Origin of the sequence: Winogradskyella immobilis, from assembly GCF_021887715.1 — a bacterium.
In the GTDB taxonomy this organism is placed as follows: Bacteria; Bacteroidota; Bacteroidia; order Flavobacteriales; family Flavobacteriaceae; genus Winogradskyella; species Winogradskyella immobilis.
On sequence record NZ_JAIQXX010000012.1, the window covers coordinates 59,372 to 84,083 of the forward strand.

General features: G+C 32.9%; 21 protein-coding genes. 11 read left to right on the forward strand and 10 right to left on the reverse strand.

The genetic code is table 11. The features are described from left to right. Window positions 1-10: 10 nt before the first annotated feature. The 10 genes from K8Z87_RS09925 to K8Z87_RS09970 all read right to left on the reverse strand — a co-directional run bounded on the left by K8Z87_RS09925 (window position 11) and on the right by K8Z87_RS09970 (window position 11,839). Window positions 11-967 carry a glycosyltransferase family 2 protein gene (locus tag K8Z87_RS09925; protein ID WP_227477402.1) on the reverse strand — a complete coding sequence of 319 codons (957 nt, stop codon included), beginning with the start codon at window positions 965-967 and terminating at the stop codon, window positions 11-13. A 35-nt stretch (window positions 968-1,002) separates the two neighbouring features. Next, window positions 1,003-2,115, reverse strand: a complete 1,113-nt coding sequence (locus K8Z87_RS09930) for a glycosyltransferase (protein ID WP_227477404.1) — start codon at window positions 2,113-2,115, stop codon at window positions 1,003-1,005. A 4-nt stretch (window positions 2,116-2,119) separates the two neighbouring features. Then, window positions 2,120-2,911: a class I SAM-dependent methyltransferase gene (locus tag K8Z87_RS09935; protein WP_227477405.1), complete on the reverse strand. Its 792-nt coding sequence runs from the start codon at window positions 2,909-2,911 to the stop codon at window positions 2,120-2,122. Next, window positions 2,912-3,712 (reverse strand): sulfotransferase domain-containing protein, encoded by an 801-nt coding sequence (locus tag K8Z87_RS09940; RefSeq protein WP_227477407.1) that lies wholly within the window; start codon window positions 3,710-3,712, stop codon window positions 2,912-2,914. It abuts the gene before it with no gap. 5 nt (window positions 3,713-3,717) lie between these two features. Then, the gene (locus K8Z87_RS09945) at window positions 3,718-4,998 is read right to left on the reverse strand and encodes an ABC transporter ATP-binding protein (RefSeq protein ID WP_227477409.1); all 1,281 of its coding nucleotides are present in this window, start codon (window positions 4,996-4,998) and stop codon (window positions 3,718-3,720) included. Window positions 4,999-5,088: 90 nt separating this feature from the next. Beyond that, on the reverse strand, window positions 5,089-5,952 hold the full coding sequence (locus tag K8Z87_RS09950) for an ABC transporter permease (RefSeq protein WP_227477410.1): 864 nt from the start codon (window positions 5,950-5,952) through the stop codon (window positions 5,089-5,091). Between the two features lie 284 nt (window positions 5,953-6,236). Further along, complete coding sequence (locus K8Z87_RS09955) at window positions 6,237-7,208, reverse strand: SDR family oxidoreductase (RefSeq protein WP_227477411.1); 972 nt, start codon at window positions 7,206-7,208, stop codon at window positions 6,237-6,239. A 47-nt stretch (window positions 7,209-7,255) separates the two neighbouring features. Further along, window positions 7,256-8,545: a nucleotide sugar dehydrogenase gene (locus K8Z87_RS09960; RefSeq protein WP_227477412.1), complete on the reverse strand. Its 1,290-nt coding sequence runs from the start codon at window positions 8,543-8,545 to the stop codon at window positions 7,256-7,258. Between the two features lie 14 nt (window positions 8,546-8,559). Beyond that, window positions 8,560-11,046, reverse strand: coding sequence for a GumC family protein (locus tag K8Z87_RS09965; protein ID WP_227477413.1), 2,487 nt, complete (start codon window positions 11,044-11,046; stop codon window positions 8,560-8,562). Window positions 11,047-11,050: 4 nt separating this feature from the next. Continuing rightward, window positions 11,051-11,839 (reverse strand): polysaccharide biosynthesis/export family protein, encoded by a 789-nt coding sequence (locus tag K8Z87_RS09970; RefSeq protein WP_227477414.1) that lies wholly within the window; start codon window positions 11,837-11,839, stop codon window positions 11,051-11,053. Window positions 11,840-11,938: 99 nt separating this feature from the next. On the opposite strand from K8Z87_RS09970, the gene K8Z87_RS09975 reads away from it, so the two are divergent. From K8Z87_RS09975 to K8Z87_RS10025, 11 genes are all read left to right on the forward strand, one after another. Then, entirely contained in the window at window positions 11,939-13,801 is a 1,863-nt protein-coding gene (locus K8Z87_RS09975; protein ID WP_227477415.1) for an ABC-F family ATP-binding cassette domain-containing protein, read from the forward strand. A 146-nt stretch (window positions 13,802-13,947) separates the two neighbouring features. Further along, on the forward strand, window positions 13,948-14,715 hold the full coding sequence (locus tag K8Z87_RS09980; protein ID WP_251059571.1) for an O-methyltransferase: 768 nt from the start codon (window positions 13,948-13,950) through the stop codon (window positions 14,713-14,715). A gap of 89 nt (window positions 14,716-14,804) precedes the next feature. Then, window positions 14,805-15,494 carry an ABC transporter ATP-binding protein gene (locus K8Z87_RS09985; RefSeq protein ID WP_227477416.1) on the forward strand — a complete coding sequence of 230 codons (690 nt, stop codon included), beginning with the start codon at window positions 14,805-14,807 and terminating at the stop codon, window positions 15,492-15,494. A 353-nt stretch (window positions 15,495-15,847) separates the two neighbouring features. Then, complete coding sequence (locus K8Z87_RS09990; protein ID WP_227477417.1) at window positions 15,848-16,423, forward strand: cob(I)yrinic acid a,c-diamide adenosyltransferase; 576 nt, start codon at window positions 15,848-15,850, stop codon at window positions 16,421-16,423. Between the two features lie 151 nt (window positions 16,424-16,574). Then, window positions 16,575-16,796 carry a DUF2795 domain-containing protein gene (locus K8Z87_RS09995; RefSeq protein WP_008272287.1) on the forward strand — a complete coding sequence of 74 codons (222 nt, stop codon included), beginning with the start codon at window positions 16,575-16,577 and terminating at the stop codon, window positions 16,794-16,796. Window positions 16,797-16,971: 175 nt separating this feature from the next. Beyond that, complete coding sequence (gene secA, locus K8Z87_RS10000; protein ID WP_227477418.1) at window positions 16,972-20,328, forward strand: preprotein translocase subunit SecA; 3,357 nt, start codon at window positions 16,972-16,974, stop codon at window positions 20,326-20,328. A gap of 170 nt (window positions 20,329-20,498) precedes the next feature. Next, entirely contained in the window at window positions 20,499-20,903 is a 405-nt protein-coding gene (locus K8Z87_RS10005) for a helix-turn-helix domain-containing protein (protein WP_227477419.1), read from the forward strand. Between the two features lie 25 nt (window positions 20,904-20,928). Continuing rightward, entirely contained in the window at window positions 20,929-21,324 is a 396-nt protein-coding gene (locus K8Z87_RS10010; protein ID WP_227477420.1) for a VOC family protein, read from the forward strand. Between the two features lie 317 nt (window positions 21,325-21,641). Then, window positions 21,642-22,835: a WG repeat-containing protein gene (locus K8Z87_RS10015; RefSeq protein WP_227477421.1), complete on the forward strand. Its 1,194-nt coding sequence runs from the start codon at window positions 21,642-21,644 to the stop codon at window positions 22,833-22,835. 147 nt (window positions 22,836-22,982) lie between these two features. Continuing rightward, window positions 22,983-23,819 carry a helix-turn-helix domain-containing protein gene (locus K8Z87_RS10020; RefSeq protein ID WP_227477422.1) on the forward strand — a complete coding sequence of 279 codons (837 nt, stop codon included), beginning with the start codon at window positions 22,983-22,985 and terminating at the stop codon, window positions 23,817-23,819. A 47-nt stretch (window positions 23,820-23,866) separates the two neighbouring features. Beyond that, on the forward strand, window positions 23,867-24,589 hold the full coding sequence (locus tag K8Z87_RS10025; RefSeq protein ID WP_227477423.1) for an ankyrin repeat domain-containing protein: 723 nt from the start codon (window positions 23,867-23,869) through the stop codon (window positions 24,587-24,589). The last annotated feature ends 123 nt before the right edge of the window (window positions 24,590-24,712 follow it).

Genomic DNA, 24,712 nt, shown 5'->3' on the forward strand with positions numbered 1-24,712 from the left:
TTATATTTATTCAAAGGTTTTGGTTTAGCAAATATGGTTTAAACTTATAACCTTGTGTATTAGTCCATAATATAAGATACAAACTTGATTTTATTTTAAAAAATAATAGTGGTTTTACGTGCTTTTTTAAATAACGTAATATTTCTTTAAAAAGCATAGTATCTTTAGCTCTAATAGTCTCAAATAACAATATAATTATTTTTTTATAACAATACTTAATAATTTCCTTGTCTTTGATTATTATTGCTTGATTCCAATTAGTTTGATGCACTAAAAAATGAGCTTTTTTATAACCAGAATTATAAGTGTTGTCTGTAAAAGATTTTGTTTGTTGATGTTGTCTGTAAAGAAATCCAATTTCTGGAATTTGTTTATATTCTGATGTATTCAAATTAAAAAAAACTCGTGAAAAAAACTCTGCTTCTTGACTTCTAAATAATGCTTCATTAAACAAAACCTTTTTGTTTAAAAACTGCCTTTTAAACAAAACAGAAGGCGATAATATTTCAGATAATTTTAATACATACTGCCTATAAAGCGTATCATCATTAAACCACTTCAAATCGCGAATATCATTTTTATATTCATCTACAAGTTTTCCGGATAGCATACATAAGTTAGTAGAAGTGTCTATAACGGACATTCTTGAGCTTAAGTAATTGGGCAACATAATATCATCATCATCAAACCACTGTATATAGTAGCCTTTACTTAATTCAAAACCATAATTTCTAGCTGCATTGCCCCCAGGCAATCTGTCTTTTGGTCTATGAAAATATTGAAAACGAGTATCTTTTACACAATATTTAGCTAATACTTTATCTGTATGATCGGTAGAATCATCATCTACAACTATACACTCCCAATTAGTATAAGTCTGTGCCAAAATACTATCCAAAGTTTCGCCTATTAAATGCGCTCTATTATAGGTAGGAATAATAATGGAAACTAAAGGTTGTTCTTTCACTTTTAATATTTAATAGATTAATATACAATGAAGAATTATAATGTGGAATCTTCTATAGCTACTTCTAAAATATCTTGAAGTACTTGTATATGCCGTTTCATGTTATAACTTGCTAAAATGTGTGCTTTCCCGGCAGTTCCTAATTGTTTTGCATAATCTGCACTATCTAATAGTTTAAGCATATTCATACTCATCATACCTACATCATGTTCCTCACATAATAAACCAGTCTCTCCATGAACAATTACATCTGGAATACCAGCATGTTTGGTTGCTATTACAGGCAATCCTGAAATACTAGCTTCTAAAACAGCCACAGGTGTGCCTTCCATATCACCATTTGCAGCAGTAATGGAATGCTGTATAAAGGCTAACGATTCTGATAATATTTCACGATACCGCTCTGGTGTAATAACACCCAAAAACTGCACCTGCTTTTCAAGTCCATAGTGTTTAACCAAATTCTGACACATATTTAACAAAATACCATCTCCAGCCAATAACAAGGTCGCGTCTGGATGTTTAGAAACCACATCTTTAAAAGCCATAATAGTATAATAAGGTGCTTTCTTATCTGTAAAACGGCCAATACCTATAAACTGTTTTTTTGAAAAATTGACTTGTACTTTTTCAAATTCTGGCTGTGGTCCATACACGTTATAGATAAGCTTTTCACTTGGACATCCAAGCTCTAACAACATCTGCTTCATTTTTCTTGAAACAGCAATCACCTTTGTTGCTAAACTAAAAACTTCTTTGTATTGATTACATTGTTCTATAACTAACTCTACACTAGCATCATATCCATGAAAATGAACTACCACTGGCAAACCGCTAGCCTTTAAGAGGCTTAATAAGTTATAAGCGTGCGAACCATACTCTACTAAAACAACATCGATGTCATTCTTTTTTAAAGACGTTAATACCGATTGTTCTTTTATATAAGAAAATGGATACTTGTTGAGTTTACGAATAAAACGAAAACGCCATAGCTTAGATTTAGACACTAAACGATTAGAACCCTCCAATTGTAAGCGTCCCTTCGCGCCATAATAATAAAAAACCTCTCCTTTCAAATAGTTCTTATGTGCCTGAATAAAAGTTTCAGAATACGGGTTTTTATTTGGTGAAAAAATTGCTGTGTTCATTATTTTATTTTTTCTTAACACGTTTCAATAACGATTTAAGAGTAGTGGTTTTCTTTTTTCTTTTAACCTGTTCCACTTTAATCCCCAACTTTGAATTCACCCTATCCGCTCTTTCTTTTCTTTGCTCTATATCTATGGGTTGATGTTTTAATCCATTAACATTATTACCATAAAGAGGATTCAATTCAATTACGGCATATAAATAGTCGTAATTATTCCATATATTTTGATATTCAAAGTAAATTACTTCACCACTAATTTGCTTTGCAATCATTTGTATCGTACCAAAATCTACATCTTCATCAACAGGTTGCAAACCTGTCGGATTATTATTTTTTAAATGATCTTGATGATATTTAGAAGGGCAAGCCAAAATGAAACGACCATTTTTAGCTAAAACACTTTTTATAGATTTATGAAATTTAGCTCTATCGGCAATCGGGATGTGCTCATAGACATCTATCATCACAATTGCATCATACATATCTACAGGTAATCCTTGAGTTAAATCATAAGATTTAAAAGTTAGGTTTTCTTGAGTATCAAAAAGCTTAGAAGCAGTATTAATCAGCACTGGACTTAAATCTACAGCTAATACTTGCGAATTCGGAAAAGCTTTTGCGAATTCATGACTACTCCAGCCCAAGCCAGAGCCAATATCCAATATATTATTTGAGTTTTCCGGAATGAATGACCCTAAATTCTCAATGGCATTAATTATACGTTTATTCCCTAAAACATAATCATTAATAAGCTTTTTGTCAAATTGGTTATAATATTCTAAAGATTCTTTCATTTAGATTTTAATATTTAATTCTGGATAATATGAAATCAAATATTTGATTTTGTTTAATTGATTTGTTGTAAACTCATAGTCTATTTTTGAAACGACACTGTTAAAACGTAATGCTTCTTTTTTACTATAAGATATATCTAAAGCAGATTCTATATTCTTTTTATAATTATCTAACTCGTAGAAAGTTAAAATCTTATTTATGGTTTCTGCATTGCTATTTTTAAAATCATCAAAATCAATTTCTAAAATATCTAATTCCTTTTTTTTTACTTCAATTTTCCAAGATGTTAAAAAATTAATATACCACGGAATTATTAAATCAATTAAGAAATCAAATTGCTTCTCAATTTCCCATTCCCTAAATTCTTTAGCTACAGTAAACATAAACCATTTATCATTTTCAGTAATTATATGATTATAAAATGATTTTAAAGAAGATCTTATATCTCTATATAGAAAAATGATTTTTATATTATATCGCTCCATATAATATTTATTAGACTCATTTGGCTTACTATGTAATTGTGTGATAGTATTTTTATTTAAACTTTCATAAAAAACACTTGGATCTATATTATGATCATTTGTCCCTCTTATAGGTTGAAACTGGACAAACTCAAACCCAGTAATATTGACTAGCACATTTGCTAAAAATGTACTTCCAGATTTAGGAAGACAAGCAATAAAAATATGAATCTCATCACCTTTAACTCTAGAGATTAAATGATTATTAAACGATTTTAAAGAAGTGCATTTTAATAATATATCTTTTATTGTATTTTTTATTTTTGAAACAACCATTAAAATTAATTTATTTTTGCAGGTATTATAGCCAAAGGATAAGTTCTGTTTAACTTACCTGAATCGTAAAAATCACCTTGAAGTACATTAATATCAAAAGCCATTTCTATTCTATCAATATGATTCAAAGAAGCAGTTGAATACCCTGATAGTAAAACAGTTGCATTATAAACACCTCCTCTCATTAAAAAACTATTAAAATCAACAATTATATATCCTCTCGAAATTAAACTATTAATATCAATATTCATTTCATCGGAAACTATCATAGATTTTATTATATCATTATTATCCTTAATAGAAATTGCAAAAATTAAATTATCTTCAATTTTATCATTAATTGAAAAATGCAATTTTATTCTTAAAAATTCACCTGATATAACAGATTCTACAACTTCATTTTTTGAATTTAAAATTTCAACATTTGATAAAAGTGCTTTTCCATTTCCGCTTCTATCCTTTCTATTCTTCAATAATATTAATTCTTTGACTTTATTACTTTGCAAATAAAAATCAACTGCTTCATCAGTATCCCCTTCAAAAACATTGCTACCGTGCTCTAGTACAATAGCACGTGTACACAAACTCTTTACTGCTGCCATGCTATGGCTCACAAACAAAACAGTTCTCCCTTCACCTCTGCTAATGTCTTGCATCTTACCAATAGCCTTTTTCTGAAACTCAGCATCACCAACAGCTAAGACCTCATCTACCACCAAAATATCAGGCTCCAAATGGGCTGCTACTGCAAAAGCCAAGCGTACTCGCATTCCACTGCTATACCTTTTAACAGGAGTATCTATATACATTTCGCAACCTGAGAATTCTATAATTTCATCTATTTTGGCACTAATCTCAGCTTTGGTCATTCCTAAAATAGCGCCATTTAAATAAATATTTTCTTTACCCGTAAGCTCGGGATGAAAACCGGTACCAACCTCTAATAACGAAGCAATTCGTCCTTTGGTTTTAATACTCCCTGTAGTAGGGCTTGTTACCCTTGATAATATTTTTAATAAAGTAGATTTACCTGCACCATTTTTACCAATAATACCTAATACCTCTCCTTTTTGTACTTCAAAATTTATGTCTTGTAATGCCCATACATAATCCTCTTTTGCTTTAGCACTGCGTTTATTAACAGCACCAACTTTTAAATAAGGATCTTCCTTTCCACGAACTCGATGCCAAAATCGGTTTAAATCATGAGATAAGGTACCAGTACCCACCAATCCTAATCGGTATTGTTTACTAATATTCTCTATTTTTAAAATCGTTTCTTTCATCTGTTTATATCTACTGCTTTTCAAAAATTATATGTAACATCCATATAATCATTGCCGTTGTGTATCAGGCTCTTATTTATAGGTGTTTCATTAAACGGTGTCTATAAATGTTTTTTCGGTTTTATTAAAAATAATTAGGCCAAACAAAAATGCAATAATCGTAAATACTAATGCATAGATAAATCCTAGCCATGTAAATACCCCAGCATCTAAAATCATAAATCGAAACCCTTCTATGATTTGAGCTACAGGATTGTACTCTAACAACCAAGCATATTGAGGTTGTTTTTCTTGTATTTCACTCATCGGAAATGGAACCGCAGACACATACATTAATAAGGATACTGCAAAGGATACTAACATTGTTAAATCTCTATACTTTGTAGTTAATGCGGAAATTATCATACCAATTCCCAGTCCTAAAAAAGCCATCATTAGTATATACACTGGAAACATTAAAATATGGCTGTTGGGCGATATTGAAAACCCTTGGGATAAATAATACACATAAAAAACAAGTAGAATCAACAGCTGTATCCCGAATTTAACCAAATTAGAAATTACTACTGACAGTGGCATAATAACTCTTGGAAAATAAACTTTGCCAAAGACACCTGCATTTCCCCTAAAAGTATTTGAGGTACCTGTAAGACACACTTTAAAATAGTTCCAAGCTGTAATCCCTGTTAAATTAAATAGAAAAGGTGGAATCTCTCCTGTACTAATACTTGCAATGTTATTAAAAACCAAGGTAAATATTACGGATGTAAATAAAGGCTGAATAAAAAACCATAATGGCCCTAAAACCGTTTGTTTGTATACTGTTGTAATATCCCTTTTTACAAATAAAACTAACAAATCCCGATACCTCCAAATTTCCTTAAAATTAAAATCAATTAACTTACGCTTAGAAGATATTGTATATAACCATTCTGAGTCTTTTGACGCTTTCAAATTGTTATTTTGGTTTCAGCTAATATAATAAATGCTAGTTGATCTTCATCTGGTTTTACAAAATGCTGCTAAAAAGTTATTAACGGATTGTTAGTTAATTATATGACTTTAGAGCTTGAAAATTACAATATATTTTCGCTTCATGATACAATCTATTCGCTCCTGATAAATCACTCAAAATGACACTATCTGGTGTTTATAGGTTGTAATGAAATGTATTAAAATATACAAAAGGCTTCTCGATACTATTCCTCATACTTCGTAATCACTCGAAGTGACGTTGGTTATATTTTAGAATTAAACCAATCCCAGGTTAGCTGCAAGCCTTCCTTAACTTTAACTTCTGGTATGTATCCTAGTAAACGTTCGGCTTTTGAGATATCTGCTAAGGAGTCACGGACATCTCCTTGCCGTGTTGGAACATACGTTGGATTTAGGTCACTTTGTGCTGCTGTTTTTAAGCCCTCACACAAAGTATTAATTGAAATACGCTCCCCACAAGCCACATTATAGACTTGGTTCGATGCCTTTGTATCTGCGAAAAATGCTTTGATATTTGCTTGGACGGCATTGGCCACATAGGTAAAATCACGTGTCTGCTCTCCATCTCCATGAATCTTCGGGGATACTCCATCCTTAAGCGCTTGCATAAATAAGGGAATCACTGCTGCATAGGCACCATTAGGGCTTTGGTAGGGGCCATAGACATTAAAATACCGTAGGCCGATGAGGTCCGTATTATAGGTACTCCCAAAGACATTGGCGTACAATTCATTTACATATTTAGTAACCGCATAAGGTGATAAGGGATTGCCTATTTGTGCCTCCACTTTTGGTAAAGCCTTGCTATCCCCGTAGGTAGAACTTGAGGCGGCATAGACCATACGTTTCACTTCAGGAGTCTCCTTAACAGCAGTAAGCATATTTAAAAACCCAGAAACATTAACGGCATTGGTGGTTAAGGGATCTGTGATAGAGCGTGGCACAGAGCCTAATGCCGCTTGATGACTGACATAATCCATCCCCGAAACGGCGCTTTTACAGGTATCAAAATCTCGAATGTCTCCTTCTATGAATTCAAAATTAGGATGCTTTAAAAAGCGTTCGATATTAGCGCGGTGCCCATTCGAAAAATTATCCAATACGCGCACCAAAACAGCACCATGATCTAATAAATAAGCGACTAGGTTAGATCCTATAAAACCTGCTCCTCCGGTGACTAAAAAGCGATGGCTTTTAATTTTAGTTGCAATCATTGTGGCTTTTAATATTATGTATTCGTGTTTTGAGACTCTGTTTCTTTTTACAAACGGGCGTCCACTTTATGTTGAGGCAATACGGCCTTGACATCAAAGACAACCGTATTTGCTGTCTTATACTTCTCGAGATTGAGCGCTAAGAATTCATTATGTGCCACCGCAATAATAATGGCATCGTAGGACTTATTTATATCCAAGGTATTTTGAATTAAATCTAAGCCATACTCCTTCTTTACATCAACCTGTGAGGCCCAAGGGTCGCAGACATCGATGTTTACATTATAGGTTTTTAATTCTTTAATAATATCAATGACTCTGGAGTTCCGTATATCTGGACAGTTTTCTTTAAAGGCAATGCCTAAGACGAGGACTTGTGCTCCCTTAATTTGGGTGCCTCTATTGATCATCAGTTTCACGGTTTCTTGTGCGACATAGCTCCCCATACTATCGTTCATTTTACGCCCTGCCAAAATAATTTCTGGGTTATACCCAGATTCAATGGCTTTTTGCGCCAAATAATAGGGGTCCACACCAATACAATGTCCACCAACTAAGCCTGGTGTGAAATTAATAAAGTTCCATTTCGTACTAGCCGCCTTAAGTACTTCTTTAGTATCAATATCTAAAATTCTGAATATCTTAGACAATTCATTTACAAATGCAATATTGATATCGCGTTGCGAATTTTCAATAACCTTAGCTGCCTCTGCGACTTTTATAGATGGTGCCAAATAAGTGCCTGCAGTGATGATTGTTTTATACAATTCATCTATATATTTTGCCGATTCTGGGGTTGACCCTGAGGTTACCTTTAGTATTTTAGTAATGGTACGGGTTTTATCTCCTGGATTGATACGTTCTGGAGAATAGCCTGCAAAAAAATCTTGATTATACTTTAGTCCAGAAGTTTTTTCTAATATCGGTACACATAAATCTTCTGTGACTCCCGGATACACCGTAGATTCATAGATTACAATGTCTCCCTTGGTTAAAACCTTGCCAACAGTTCTGCTGCTGTTAATCAGCGGAGTCAGTACTGGCTTATTTAAGTCATCCGTTGGGGTGGGTACGGTGACAATAAAAACAGACGCCGTTTTCATAGTTTCGGGATCTGATGTTATTTGTAAGCCTGTTTGTGTGTGTTTGGACAGTACGGAAATAAGTTTATTGGTATCGACTTCCAAGGTTTTATCAATGCCTTGTTGGAGTTCTTTAACGCGGTCTATATTAATATCATAGCCTATCACTTTATATTTAGTGGCAAATTCTACAGCCAAAGGTAAACCGACGTATCCTAATCCTATGATGGCTATGGTAGTGTCTTCCTTGATCATATATTACTATTTTGCTAGATACGTTTTAAAAACCGTTTAATTTTACTAATAATCCCTGACCCTTTGTCGTTTTCGTGATAGGCATTGCCATAACTACCATAGCCATAACCATAACCGTAGCCGTAGCCGTAGCCATAACCGTAATTATGATTGTTTTTATGCTTGTAAAAATTGAGTAAAAAATTAACATTTTTTAGTTCTCCTTTTTTGTGTTTTGAATTCACTAAAGCGAGCATCCCTTTCTTCGTATAATCCAAGCGGACCATAAAAATAGTGGAGTCTGCATATTGGGTTAACTCTAAAGCATCCGTTACCAAACCTAATGGTGGAGTATCGAGCACAATCATATCATAATCTTCCCGTAGTTTATCCATAAGTTCGGTCATGCGATCACTCATTAATAATTCGGAAGGGTTTGGAGGCACAGGCCCTGAAGGCATCACATCTAAATTAGGAATGTGTGTTTTGGTTACAATGGCTTCTAATTGATTATCTCCAATCAAATAATTAACGACTCCTAAATCATTAGAAATATTAAAATCTCCGAAAATTTTTGGTTTCCGTAAATCCAATCCTAAAATAATCGTTTTCTTACCAGACAGTGCATATACCGAAGCGATGTTAATAGAACAGAACGTTTTCCCTTCTCCACTCACCGAGGATGTAACCATCAAGGTTTTCCCTTTTTTTGTATCTTCCTGATTCTTATAGAGAAACTGTAAACTAGAACGCACTGCTCTAAAGGATTCTGAAACCGCCGATTTTGGCTTTTCAAAAGCGACTAAGTTATTTTTATAGCTATATTTCCCGACCAAACCGATGATTGGAATACGCGATAAACGCTCTACTTCATCTGAACCATGAATGGTATTGTCTAATAAAAAGCGCACAAAAATAATGAACATGGGTATAAAGAAGCCTACCATGAGTGCCATCATATAGTTTAAAGAGCGGTTTGGTCCAATAGGCCCATAGCCTATATCTTTAGCAGCATCAATCATCGTAATATCTGAGACGTTGGCGGCCTTCACAATAGCGGCCTCTGAGCGTTTTGCCAAATACACATTATAAGAGTCTTGGTTGAGATCTAACTTGCGCTGAATTTTAAGAAACTCTTGTTGCTCTTCTGGCAAGCCTGAAAGCTGTGCTTCAAATTGCCCAATCCGACTATTAATTCCATTCAATTGCAAATTAATGGATCTGCGCGTCGCACTAATCAGCTCGAAAGCGACGCTTTTTTCGGCATCAATTTGACCATCTAATTGCCGTAACAAAATAGAGCCTTCACGGGTCGTTTTTTCTAGGTTTTGCCGCTGTATAGCTAAGCCATTTATGGTATTAATACTATTTAATAGGCCTCCTTCTTCAATACCTACAGACGTTGGCGCTGCAATCTTGGTATAATCTGATTTTCTCTGTAAATAACTCTCAAGATTTTTGAGATAACTTATTTTATTTTGCTCTCCCTCTTTCTGAATTTCGAACTCTTTTAAACGACTCGAAATATTTGAGATTTTTTCGCTAACATCAAATATCTTATTAGATTTTCTAAAAGCGTTCATCTCCTGATTAACATCTTTCAAATTTGTATTAACCGCATTAAGGCTGCTATCTATAAATGCAATGGTATTGGTGGCATATAAATTTTTACTACGTAATTCTGTCTCAGCTAAAATAGCTGTCGTCGCATTTAAATAAGCTACAATCTTCGCTTTATTTTGCCCCGATTGCACCAATGTTAATACGGTAGAACTCCCTCTAAAAAAATTAACAGCCACACTGTTTTGATAACTTTGCACAACATTATCAAAGTTAGAAAAGCGGATAAAATATTGCTCCTCTGCATTAAAACCTTTAAATGTGCTTTTCTCAATAATACCGTTAAAAAAGGGCTGCTCTATCGATTCCCCATACTTAAAAATTTGCCTGAATTCCCCAACTGGCATTTGCGAGCTATGCTTCGATTTGTCACCATATACTTGACACGTAAATCCAGGGCTTTCAAAATTATGAATGAGTTCAAAACTCGTGTCATCTACACCTTTAACTTCTATTAACTTCCCCAAGGCTTGTCCTTTGGTTTTATCAATAGTTACTAAAAACGGGGTTGCCCCATAAATGTCTATTAAACGGTATTTTCCTTGTTTATAATACTGCATGTAAAACTTTAAGGAGTCCACAACCAGTTCATTATGACTTCGAGTAGCTATGGTTGTCATCACTTTTCCTAGCTTCGTAGAAACTCCTCCCCAATTAAATGAAATACTGGTATTTGCTGTAAAAAATGGATTTTGCTCGGATTCTACTGATACCAAAGCATTTAATCTGTAAATGTTGGGCTTACGGATGTTAATAAAATAGGCCACGACCATGGCTGCACCTATACATAAGATAATCAATTTCCAATAGTGCAACACTTTAAATAAAAAGCCTTGAAAATCGAAACTTAATCGGCCTCCCCCTCCTTCTTCAAACTCTAAATCCTCGTCCAATCCTGCCATACGTCTACCTATTAATTAATAATATGGTACTTGTAATTACAGTAACAACACCTAATAAGGTTGTGAAGGTTTGAAACGCGTTAGACCCTAAACCTAAAGTTTTCTGTTTCAGCGGTTTTACATAAATCATATCGTTTGGTAAAATGTAGTAATACTTAGATTGAAATACATTAATGTTTGTTAAATCGATATGATGAATCTCCTGACCGTGTGGATACTGCCTAATAATCAATACATCTTTTCGATCTCCAAATTCTGTAATATCTCCAGCATTAGCTATGGCCTCGAAAATTGTAGCGCGTTCTGTAAATAAGGTTTGCTGCCCTGTACCAATTTCTCCAATAGTAGTATAGCGTAAGCCTGCCAATCTTACGGTGACAACCGTACTGGCAAATTCATTAAATTGTTCCTTGAGTAAGCGTTCTTTTATCAATTCTTCAATCTCTTTAGTCGTTAAAGACAACACCTTAAAATCGCCCAATTGAGGAATCGTTATATTCCCTTGAAGGCTTACTGTAAAGCCATTGAAATACGCATTCTCTTGAGTAGATTCTCCTAACACTCCATCACCAATAGGGTTAAAAATACTTACATTATCCTGGTCTAATACTTTGATGCGAATGTTTAGAATGTCATTGATTTGGATGCGATATGGTTTTTGTTGCTCTATCAATTGCGGAATAGAATCTTTGACAGTTTCATTGTCCTGAAAATATAAAACATCCTTATGTGAAATACATGAGGTACAAAATAAAAGGGCCAATCCAAAGAAAACCAGAAGGTACTTTGCCATAAAAATATTAAGGTTTAAAACAAATATAATCTAACGCAAGGAATAACAAAACTATTGCCTTGTATTTTTGATAGTTTTACGTTCTTTGTAAAAAAAATTGTGAATTATCTCAACGTAGAAAATATTTCAAAATCTTATAGCGAACTTCCTCTATTTAGTGATGTCTCTTTTAGTATCCATAAAGATCAAAAAATAGCCTTTGTTGCTAAAAATGGGAGTGGAAAAACGTCGATATTAAATATACTCTCAGGCAAGGATAGCCCTGATTCTGGTCAGGTTGTTATTCGTAAAGGTTTACGTTTGGCTTTTTTAGATCAAGAACCGAATCTCGACCCTAAGCTTACTATTGAGGAAACCATCTTTTCTACGGATTTATCTATTTTAAAAATCATTGAAGCTTATGAAGCTGCATTAAAAAATCCTGAGGATGCAGATAATTATCAGATGGCATTTGAAGCCATGGATATCCATGACGCTTGGGATTTTGAGTCTCAATACAAACAGATTCTATCTCAGCTTAAACTCGATGACTTAAATATAAAAGTGGGCACTTTATCTGGCGGTCAAAAAAAGCGATTGGCTTTAGCACAGGCTTTAATTAGTAAACCCGATATTCTTATTTTAGATGAACCTACCAATCATCTCGATTTAGAAATGATTGAATGGCTTGAGGCCTACTTCGCTAAAGCACAGCTCACTTTATTTATGGTGACGCATGATCGCTATTTTTTAGAACGTGTCTGTACTGAAATTATAGAATTAGATCATGGAAAAATGTATGCCTATAAAGGGAATTATTCCTACTATCTTGAGAAAAAAGAAGCGCGTATTGCTAATGAAGTCACCGAAGTTGGTAAAGCCAAACAGCTCTTTAAAAAAGAGCTTGATTGGATGCGTCGCCAACCCAAAGCACGAACCACAAAATCTAAGAGCAGAATCGATGATTTCTTCGAAATAAAATCGAAAGCAAGTCAACGCCGTCAAGATCATGAGGTACAGCTAGAAATTAGTATGGAACGCCTGGGGAGCAAAATCGTTGAATTTCATAAAGTATCTAAAGCTTTTAAAGATAAACTTATACTTAAAGATTTTGAATATGTGTTTAAAAAAGGAGAACGTATTGGTATTATTGGAAAAAACGGCACAGGAAAATCTACTTTTTTAAATATTTTAACGCAAAGCATGCCCCCTGATTCTGGTAAAGTAATTATTGGAGATACTGTAAAGTTTGGCTACTATACACAAGGAGGTATTAAAGCCAAACCTAACCAAAAAGTTATTGATGTTATTAAAGAGTATGGCGATTATATTCCATTAGCTAAAGGAAAGCAAATTAGTGCTGGTCAGCTTTTAGAACGCTTTTTATTCGATCGTAAAAAACAATACGACTTTGTTGAAAAGTTGAGCGGAGGAGAACAAAAACGTTTATATCTATGTACGGTATTAATACAAAATCCAAATGTTTTAATTTTAGATGAACCTACTAATGATCTAGATATTGTAACCTTAAATGTCCTTGAAAGTTTTTTACTCGACTTCCCTGGTTGTTTATTAGTTGTTTCTCACGATCGTTATTTTATGGATAAAATTGTAGACCATCTCTTTGTATTTAAAGGCGAAGGTATTGTTGATGATTTCCCTGGAAATTATTCAGATTATCGCGTTTATGAAAGTAGTCGGCCTAAAGAAATTTCTAAAATAGATAAAACTGAAAACACTCAAGTTGTAAAACAAAATGAAGCCAAGAAACTCTCTTATAACGAACAAAAAGAATATAAGAATTTAGAATCAAAAATTCGTTCATTAGAACTTGATAAAAAAGCTTTAGAGGCTAAATTTTTAAATCCAGAATTATCTCAAGATGAAATTACAGCACTTTCAGATGAGCTTCAAATTATAATCAATACACTTGAAGACAAAGAATTGCGCTGGTTTGAATTGGCAGAAAAGCTAGGAGTTTAGCTGCTGATTGTTGATTGTTGATTGTTGATTGTTAGTTGAAATTATATTTTTTTGATTATTAATGTATTGTTTTTAAATTTTAAGATTCAAAATATTGAACACTGAACACTGAACACTGAATACTGAATACTGAATACTGAACAATAATGTATCAAATCATTTCATATATAAAATTTCTTTTTACTTCTACCAATCAACACGGCATTCATTCTCCTTTTGTATATGATTTAATAACCAAATGTTTTTATGACAAGTCTAAAAAAGAAAGCTACTCTAAGCTAAAAGATTATAAAAATTCATTATTAAAATCTAATCATACTATAGATGTTACTGATTTAGGTGAAGGCTCTAAAACGTTTAACACAAATTCTAGGGTTATAAAAAATATTGCCAAGACTTCTGCAAGTTTAAATAAATCCATGAACCTAATGTATCGTTTAATAGCCTATTTTAAACCTAAGCAAGTTCTAGAACTAGGCACTTCATTAGGTGTTGCTACTTATGCTATGGCATTAGGTAATGATAATAGTAAAATAACTACTGTTGAAGGTTGCCCAAACACATCCAACTTTACAAATAATCAATTAGAAAACAGAGCAAATAATATCACCTATAAAAATGGGCATTTTAAAACAGTAATTCCTAAGTTACCTCAAAATGAATTTGATTTTATTTTCTTTGATGGCCATCATAACAAGAAAGCCACTTTAGAATATTTTAAAATGCTTTTACCAAAAGCAAATAATGATTCCATCTTTATATTTGATGATATTTATTGGTCTAAAGATATGACCGAAGCATGGAACGAAATTAAAGCACATCCAAAAGTTACTGTGACTATAGATACCTTTTTTTGGGGATTTGTGTTTTTTAGAAAAGAGCAACAAAAAGAACATTTTAAAATTAGGGTGTAACAACATTATAATTTTAACGTCTTATTGAGAATAACAGGTTTTTAATTCTTTTATCTTGCAAAGAATTTAAGCAATCAACTGCAATTATTATGAGTGACAATGTCATTGAAATAAGAAATATTATTAGAGATTTTAAACTAGGACAAGAGATTGTACATGTTCTAAAAGGTATTGATTTAGATATAAAACGTGGCGAGTATGTTGCCATTATGGGACCTTCTGGTTCAGGTAAATCAACTTTAATGAATCTTTTGGGTTGTTTAGACACACCAACTGCTGGTTCATATAACCTCAATGGAAAAGACGTCAGTAAAATGACAGATGATGAACTTGCAGATATAAGAAATACAGAAATCGGTTTTGTATTTCAAACTTTTAATTTATTACCTAGAACTACAGCCTTAGATAATGTTGCATTACCAATGATATATGCCGGAGCTTCTAAAAAAGCACGTGCAGATCGTGCTACCGAGGTATTATCTGATGTTGGTCTTGCCGATCGTATGGATCATAAGCCCAATCAACTCTCTGGTGGTCAACGTCAACGTGTAGCAGTAGGGCGTGCTTTAGTTAATAAACCTTCCATAATTTTAGCAGATGAGCCAACAGGAAATTTAGATTCTAAAACTGGTACTGAGATTATGGCATTATTTGATGAAATTCATAAAGCAGGAAACACTGTAATTATGGTTACGCACGAAGAAGAAATTGCAGCTCATGCACATCGAGTAATCCGATTACGTGATGGTGTTATTGAAAGCGACACACTTAATAATTAGTTTTCAGTTTTTAGTCTCAGTTTTCAGTTAAATTATATTAATAATAAGAATTAATAGTGCTCTTAACTAATAGCTTATTCCTAATTTCGACAAAGTCGAAAACATCAAAATTCAGAAATAATGAGTGAAAGAATGTAGCTGCGAAGCGTAGCTTCAAGCACGGAATTCTGGAAGCGAAAGGTGCTTTAGCAATTTCCTATATTTTGATAGTGATTTTTTGGCTTGGTTTATCCTGAGCGCAGTCGAAGGGTTTTGTATCAAGACAAAATGAACAAAACAAAAAACTAACAGATCTTTAAGCTTTACTCGCAAAGACATTTCAATTCTAATTTTTTAACTCGTAACTTTGCTATATGAAAATCTATACAAAAACAGGCGATAAAGGCACTACTGCTCTATTTGGAGGTACACGCGTACCTAAACACCATATACGTATTGAAAGTTATGGCACTATAGATGAACTTAACTCTCATATAGGATTAATTAGGGATCAAGCTATAGATCCAATCCATAAAACAACTTTAATGGAAATTCAAGATCGTTTATTTACCATAGGAGCAATTTTGGCTACAGATCCTGAAAAAGCAACATTAAAAAACGGTAAAGCCCGTTTAAATATTCCTAAAATATCAGATTCAGATATCAAACGTTTAGAAGACAGTATGGATAGTATGAATGCTTCACTTCCTGAGATGACACATTTTGTGTTACCTGGTGGTCATCAAACGGTGTCATTCTGTCATATAGCACGCTGTGTCTGCCGTAGAGCCGAACGATTAGCATCTCATCTTAATGACATAGAGCCATTTCAACCTGAAACTTTAATGTATATTAATAGACTATCTGACTACCTTTTTGTATTGGCACGAAAGTTGTCTGATGAACTACAAGCAGAAGAAATTAAATGGATCCCTAAAAAAGATTCTTAATTTTTATAGCTAAAGATTGGGTAATGCAAAATACCAATCTAAGAAGTTACAAGATTACACGTTCTTTTTATTGATGAAGTAAATAATTTAATTTTTTCTTGCCTTTTTAAACTAAAAATTTATTTTTGCAAAAAGTTAAACACAATAATAAATGTATTGGACATTAGAATTAGCATCTTATTTAAGTGATGCACCTTGGCCAGCAACTAAAGATGAATTAATCGATTATGCGATTAGAACTGGAGCACCTTTAGAGGTTGTTGAAAATTTACAAGCTATAGAAGACGAAGGTGATTCTTACGACTCTATTGAAGAAATATGGCCAGATTATCCAACAGACGAAGATTACCTCTGGAATGAGGATGAATATTAAAATCTGAAAAATAACATCATAAAAAGTCTCTTTAGTCATTTCGATATTGAGACTTTTTTTATTTATAAAGGTTTTTAAAACCTAATACAAACTGTATATTTGAAAGCCTTTATAGGCTACTGAATTAAAACTAATATTAAAGCACTTAAAACAGCTTTATATAAACATATTAAACATGAGTTTACTCAATTCTGTACTTAAAGTTTTTGTTGGAGATAAATCCAAACAAGACGTAAAATCTATTAATCCTATTGTTGAAAAAGTAAAAACTTTTGAAAACGCTTTAGAAGCATTATCTCATGACGAGTTAAGAGCAAAAACAGTAGAATTTAAATCTAAAATTGCTGAGGCACGTCAACCTTATAACGAACGTATTGATGAACTTAATACTAAAGCAGAAGCTACTGAAGATATTGACGAGCGTGAAGACATCTACCAAGAAATTGATAAAATTAAAGATGATATCTACACCACAACTGAAGAAGTTTTAAATAATATTCTTCCTGAAGCCTTTGCCGTTGTAAAAGAAACAGCTAAACGTTTTGTAAACAATACAGAAATTTCCGTAACAGCTAATGCTTTTGATCGAGAGATTTCTGGTAACAATGACTATGTTACTTTAGATGGAGATCAAGCCAAATGGGCAAATTCTTGGGATGCTGCAGGTAAGGCTATTACTTGGGATATGATTCATTACGATGTTCAACTTATTGGTGGTGTTGCCATGCACCAAGGTAAAATTGCAGAAATGCAGACTGGTGAAGGTAAAACTTTAGTTGCAACACTTCCTGTATATCTTAATGCTTTAGCTGGTAATGGAGTGCATTTAGTAACCGTAAATGATTACTTGGCAAAACGTGATAGTGCTTGGATGGCGCCAATATTTCAATTTCATGGTTTAAGTGTTGATTGTATAGACTATCATAGACCTAACTCACCTGAACGTATTAAAGCTTATAATGCAGATATTACTTATGGTACAAATAACGAATTTGGTTTCGATTATCTACGTGATAACATGTCGCATTCTCCTGAAGATCTAGTACAACGTCCGCACCATTATGCTATTGTTGATGAGGTCGATTCTGTATTAATTGATGATGCGCGTACACCATTAATTATTTCTGGACCAATACCAAAAGGTGACGTTCATGAGTTTAATGAATTAAAGCCAAAAGTAGCTAGTCTTGCAGAAGTACAACGCAAATACTTAGTTGGGGTTTTAGCTGAAGCAAAAAAATTAATTGCAGACGGAGATACTAAAGAAGGAGGTTTTCAATTACTACGTGTATATCGTGGTATTCCTAAAAACAAAGCTTTAATTAAGTTTTTAAGTGAAGAAGGTATTAAACAACTCCTGCAAAAAACCGAAAATTTCTACATGCAAGATAATAATAGAGAAATGCCTAAAGTGGATTCAGAACTCTATTATGTTATTGATGAAAAAAATAATCAAGTTGAGTTATCTGATAAAGGTGTAGATTATTTATCTGGTACAGATGACCCTAACTTCTTTGTTATGCCAGAAATGGGTACAGAAATCGCTGCTATTGAAAATAAAGGCCTTTCTGCTGAACAAGAAGCTTCAGAAAAAGAAGTATTATTTAGAGATTTCTCAGTAAAGTCTGAACGTATCCATACACTTAGTCAATTATTAAAAGCTTACGCGCTTTTCGAAAAAGATACGCAGTATGTGGTAATGGACAATAAAGTAATGATTGTCGATGAGCAAACGGGTCGTATTATGGATGGACGTCGTTATAGTGATGGTTTACACCAAGCGATTGAAGCTAAAGAAAATGTGAAAATTGAAGATGCAACGCAAACCTTTGCTACGGTAACACTTCAAAATTATTTCAGAATGTATCGTAAACTGTCTGGTATGACAGGTACTGCGGTTACAGAAGCTGGTGAACTTTGGGAAATCTACAAATTAGATGTGGTAGAAATACCAACCAACAGACCTATTGCACGTGACGATAGAAACGATTTAGTTTACAAAACGAAGCGCGAAAAGTACAATGCTGTTGTCGATGAGGTTACTGCTTTATCTCAAGCGGGTCGTCCTGTTTTAATTGGTACAACGTCTGTAGATATTTCAGAATTATTAGGGAAAATATTATTGCAACGAAAAATACCGCATAATGTACTTAATGCTAAACAACATAAGCGTGAGGCTGATATTGTTGCTGAAGCGGGTAATGCTGGCCAAGTAACCATCGCTACCAATATGGCTGGTCGTGGTACCGATATTAAATTAAGTGACGAAGTAAAAACAGCTGGTGGTTTAGCCATCGTTGGTACAGAGCGCCACGATTCTCGTCGTGTAGACAGGCAGTTACGTGGTAGAGCTGGCCGTCAAGGAGATCCGGGAAGTTCGCAATTTTATGTGTCTTTAGAAGACAATTTAATGCGTCTGTTTGGTAGTGAGCGTATTGCCAAGATGATGGATAAAATGGGCTTAAAAGAAGGCGAGGTTATACAACATGGTATGATTTCTAAATCTATTGAACGTGCACAAAAGAAAGTTGAAGAAAATCAATTTGGTGTTCGTAAGCGTTTGTTAGAATATGATGATGTGATGAATGCCCAACGTGAAGTAGTATACAAACGTCGCCGCCATGCCTTACATGGTGAGCGTTTACGTGTAGATTTGGCAAACATGATTTTTGACACCTCTGAAGGTATCGCTGAAACAAATAAAGAAGCTAACGACTATAAGAATTTTGAGTTTGAATTGATTCGTTATTTCTCTATGGCATCTCCAATTTCTGAAGAGGAGTTTGGAAAATTAAGCGCACAAGACATTGCAGGAACAATCTACAAAGCTGCTTTTGAACATTATAAAGATAAAATGCAACGTAATGCAGATTTAGCTTATCCTGTTATAGAAAACGTATATAATACACAGCGTAATCAGTATAAGCGTATTGTAGTTCCATTTACAGATGGTGTTAAAAACCTTCAGGTCGTTACAGATTTAGAAAAAGCTTATGAGTCTAAAGGAAAGCAATTGGTTAGAGATTTTGAAAAAAATATTACACTTGCCATTGTTGATGATGCTTGGAAAACGCATTTACGTAAAATGGACGAATTAAAACAATCGGTTCAATTAGCTGTGCATGAGCAAAAAGACCCTTTATTAATCTATAAGTTTGAAGCGTTTGAACTCTTTAAATCTATGATTGATCAGGTTAATAAAGATGTAATTTCATTTTTATTTAAAGGAGAAATCCCAAGAGAAACAGCAAATACTATTCAAGAAGCTCGAACTCGTAAACAAGAAAAAACACAAGAGCAAAAAGAAGAAATACAAAACTTAGATGAACGCTCTTCACAAAGTAGAGCCGCAGGAGCAGGAGCTTCGCGTCAGCAACAAGTTGTAGAAACCATCGTAAGAGAACAACCTAAAATTGGACGTAATGATCGTGTCACCATTAAACACGTTATGAGCGGAGAATCTAAAGTGGTTAAATACAAACAGGCCATTCCACTTATCGATAAAGGAGAATGGGTCTTAGTAGAAGATTAATCTTTTTCTAAATACAATCTTAAAGCCTAATGTTAACGCATTAGGTTTTTTTTATGTGTTTGAATTTCTCAAATAAAAAGTCGAACTTGGTCTTCAGTTTACATAAATCATTGCGAAAATTTATATACTAACAATAACTACAATTTAATATCAGTGCGAAACCAACAAAAATGACTTTCTACGAAACAGAAATAAAACGTATAAAAGATAGCTGTTTCTCAAATGATAGTCAGATAGAAACTGTAATAGCAACACGTAATTTTATTGACACTAATTTTGACAAAGATCTAAAATTAGATTTTTTAGCGCGTTTACGGTTTACATCAAAATATCACTTATTAAGACTTTTTAAAAAGTATTATGGATTAACTCCAAGACAATACTTGATGGATAAGCGCATTGAGAATTCTAAAAAAAACTTAATTAATGGAATGACGGTAACCGAAACTTGTTTTGCCGTTGGGTTTGAAAGTTTAGGTTCGTTTAGCAAATTGTTTAAGACTAAAACAGGAAAGTCACCAAGTGCTTATCAAAAAGAGCAATTTTCGAGAAGTAAATTAGATTTAGAATTCTGAACTTTGTAAAATAAATCATTCAAAGATGAAAGTAACACTCATTAGTATTCCGGTTAGAGATCAAGAAAAAGCTTTAAAGTTTTATACAGAAAAATTAGGTTTCCTAAAAAAGAAAGACCAACCATTAGAAGGAGGTAATCGATGGATAACCTTAGTTTCTCCAGAATGGCAAGATGGACCAGAATTATTATTAGAACCTGCGCCAAACCATTTCGAACCCTGTAAGGTGTTTCAAGATGCATTAATGGAAGCAGGATTTCCTTACACTCAATTTGATGTTGATGATGTTGAAGCCGAATATGAAAAACTCATAAAACTTGACGTCGATTTTAGTGTAAAACCAACTAAAATGGGAACCGTAAAATTTGCAGTATTCAATGATACCTGCGGAAATAACATCCAAATTGTTGAAATGCTTTAAACTAAAACCTTAGAAGGCGAAAATAATTATTGACACATTGAGTTTTTTTGTATTAGAAAACAAAACACTTAAATACAAACAAGCTGAACCTTTAATCACTAAAGGCGAATGGGTATTGGTTGGGGATTAACCTTTTTTTAAATACAATTAGAAGTCTTGATGAATAAACATCAAGACTTTCTTTATACTTAAGTTTTTAACTATCTAAAAATCAATTATCAAAATCTAATGTCGTGCAAATGTCGTGTGAAAAAGCTTATTGATTTTTGGAGTATATTACCTTTGCAAATAGTTTTACTCATTATTTCAATTTTTGAATGAAGAACATAGATTTTGGAAAGCGACTTGTAGAAGTCAGAACATCTAAAGGCCTAACGCAAGAAGATGTTTCTGAACTATGCAATGTTACAGCTAGGACAATTCAACGTATAGAATCTGGCGCAGTAACCCCAAGAATGTCTACAGTTAAAATTATTGCTGAAGCTTTAGATATTGATCTTTTTGAAAACGTTAATAAACATTCAGAATTGAAAAAACATACCTTTTTTTGGTATTTAAAAGATCTGTTTAATTTAAAAACGCACACAATGAGAAAACTATCTGTCTTATCTGGTTTCATTTTATTTTTTGTTTTTGCCATTTCTAGTAGTATTAATACAAAGGCGCAATCTCAAGTAAAAGAAATTCAACAAAATATTACTTCTAATAAAAAAATCACAACAGTAAAAAATACTAATTATAATCCAGATGATGATGAATTAGTCTTAACTAAAGAAGGTTCTAAATTAGGCATGTCTACTAAAAGTGGAAAGGTTATTCTACAAAATGAATACGATCATATAGAAGCTGAAAATGGTTATATATTTACTAAAAAAGGCAATAAATATGGATTGGTTTATCAAGACGGGAGAATCATTGCCCGCACCATATATGATGATCTTCAAGTTGAAGATAATTTTGTTTTTCTCAAAAGAAATAACAAATCTAGCTTAAGAACATTTGAAGGAAAAATAATTATACCTGACAATGAATATGATGCTTTTGAGTTTACAGGAGGAAATTACATTCGTACCATTAAAAATAATAGGCTAGGTTTGATAAACCTAAAAGGTAAAGTAATTGTCCCAAACGAATTTGATAATTTTGAAATCGCTCAAAACTATGTGCTTACGCTTAAGAATAATAAACAAGGGTTAATGAATTTAGATGGAGAAACTATTATTCCTTGCGAGTATGATATTCTAGAGTTTGGACACAATACTATAGCTACTTATAAAAATAATAGACCTGGAATTATAGACTTAGATGGAAAAGTTATTATACCTAACGAGTATGACAGCTTTGAAATGTTAGGTAATTATCATTATTTAACTAAAAAAGGCAATAAATATGGGCTTATAAATCTAAAAGGGGAAATTATACTTTCAAGTGAATATGATGAAATTGAAATAGAAGATGGAAACATTTTAACTACTAAAAATGATAAAACTAAAATCATAGACCTTAATTAGATCATAATATTTATCTTATAAATAGAAAATTCAATGTTAACGCATTAGGTTTTTTTATGTGTTTGAATTTCTCATATAAAAAGTCGAACTTCGTTTTTAGTTATATTAGGTCGTTAAAATAGGTTTGTATCCTTATATAAAAGTATAATGCAAGACAATTTTATAATTCACCAACAAGCATATAAATATCAATGGACTGGAGATTGTTTTTTGTCTATAAAATCTTTTTATGGAGGAAAAGCAGATTACAAGGTAAAACAACGCGAATATAGAGTTGACAAAACCAACTTTCTTATTCTTAATGAATGTACAAAGTATCGCCTAACTATCGATACTACTGATAAGACGGAATCATTTTGCGTGTTTTTCTCACCAAATTTTGTTTCAAAAGTTTATTCAGAATTAAACGCCAGTGATAAACAATTACTCGATTTCAATTTTAAAAGACAAAATGGAATTAAACTGTTAGAAATGAATTATCCGAATAGCGGAATAGTTTCAGAACTTTTAAAAATAGGAAGAAATAAATCTAATTCTAAGTTAGAAGCACTAAAAAAAGATGAATTTTATCACCAACTATTAAATGCAGTATTTTATCAAAATAACGGAAAACTTATCGATACAGAACGTTTAGATTCAAAAAAGAAATCTACCCGTGAAGAACTGTATCAAAGAGTTGTGTTTGTGAAAGATTTTTTAGATTGTAATTATCATAAAGAATTAAGATTAAGAAAATTAGCAGAAATAGGCTTGTTATCAGAAAATCATTTATTGCGAAGTTTCAATCAAATTTTTGGTATGTCACCATTCCAATATATTTCGCAAAAAAGAATTAAAGAAGCAAAGCGCCAAATATTAGAAAGCAATAAATCTATAAAAAATATAGCTTTAGATGTTGGCTATTCCAGTCCTAGCAACTTCAGTAGTTATTTTAAAACAATTGTTGGCAAATCCCCTAGCGCAATGCGAAAAAGTGATATATAGTAATTCATTTTGTGTCTTTCTCATTTCTTTTGTAGAAAAATAATACTATGAAACCTATAACAATAATACTTTTCTACACACTAATTAATTTAATGACAAATCCAAATGACATGATTGATAAACTTAAATCTCACATTCAAAATAAAGACGCAGAAAAAACCATTTTATTTATAAAACAAAATCCAGAAGTCCTAAATTTAGAAGATAAAAATGGAACGTCAGGTCTAATGTTATTAGCCTACAGTGGGTTTGAAGAAGCTTTTGAAGAGGCCATTGAGTTAAAAAGAACATTTTCATTCCATGAAGCAATTGTATGTGGTAAAATTGATACTGTAAAAGGTTATCTAATTGCAGACAATTTAAAACTCATAAACACATACTCTAAAGATGGTTTTACACCTGTATCTTTAGCTACATTTTTCAACCAAACAGAAATTGCAAAATTTCTCATTACAAAAGGCGCAGATCCAAAATTGCATGCAAAAAACCCTTCTAAAATAAACGCGCTTCACGCTGCAATAGCAAAAGAAAATTTTGAGCTTTGTAAGCTATTTATCGAAAAAGGAGTCGATGTAAATGCTATACAAACCCAAAAAGTAACGGCTCTCCATTCTGCAGTACATAGAGGCAATTTAGAATTAACCAAACTCCTTGTTGAAAATGGCGCGTCAATAGATTTAAAAATGGATAATGGTGATACAGCTCTATTAATAGCTCAACGCGAAGGGCATAAGAATATTGAAAAATATCTCCTAACTAAAAGAAATTAGAAAATGATAATTTTATAATAATTCCTAAAATATTCCCAGGTGATTTCGATAACCCACAATCAACAACAATGCTTTTACATACAGTTGGAAGCTTTGGGAGCTATACTTTCTTTTTGATTGGTG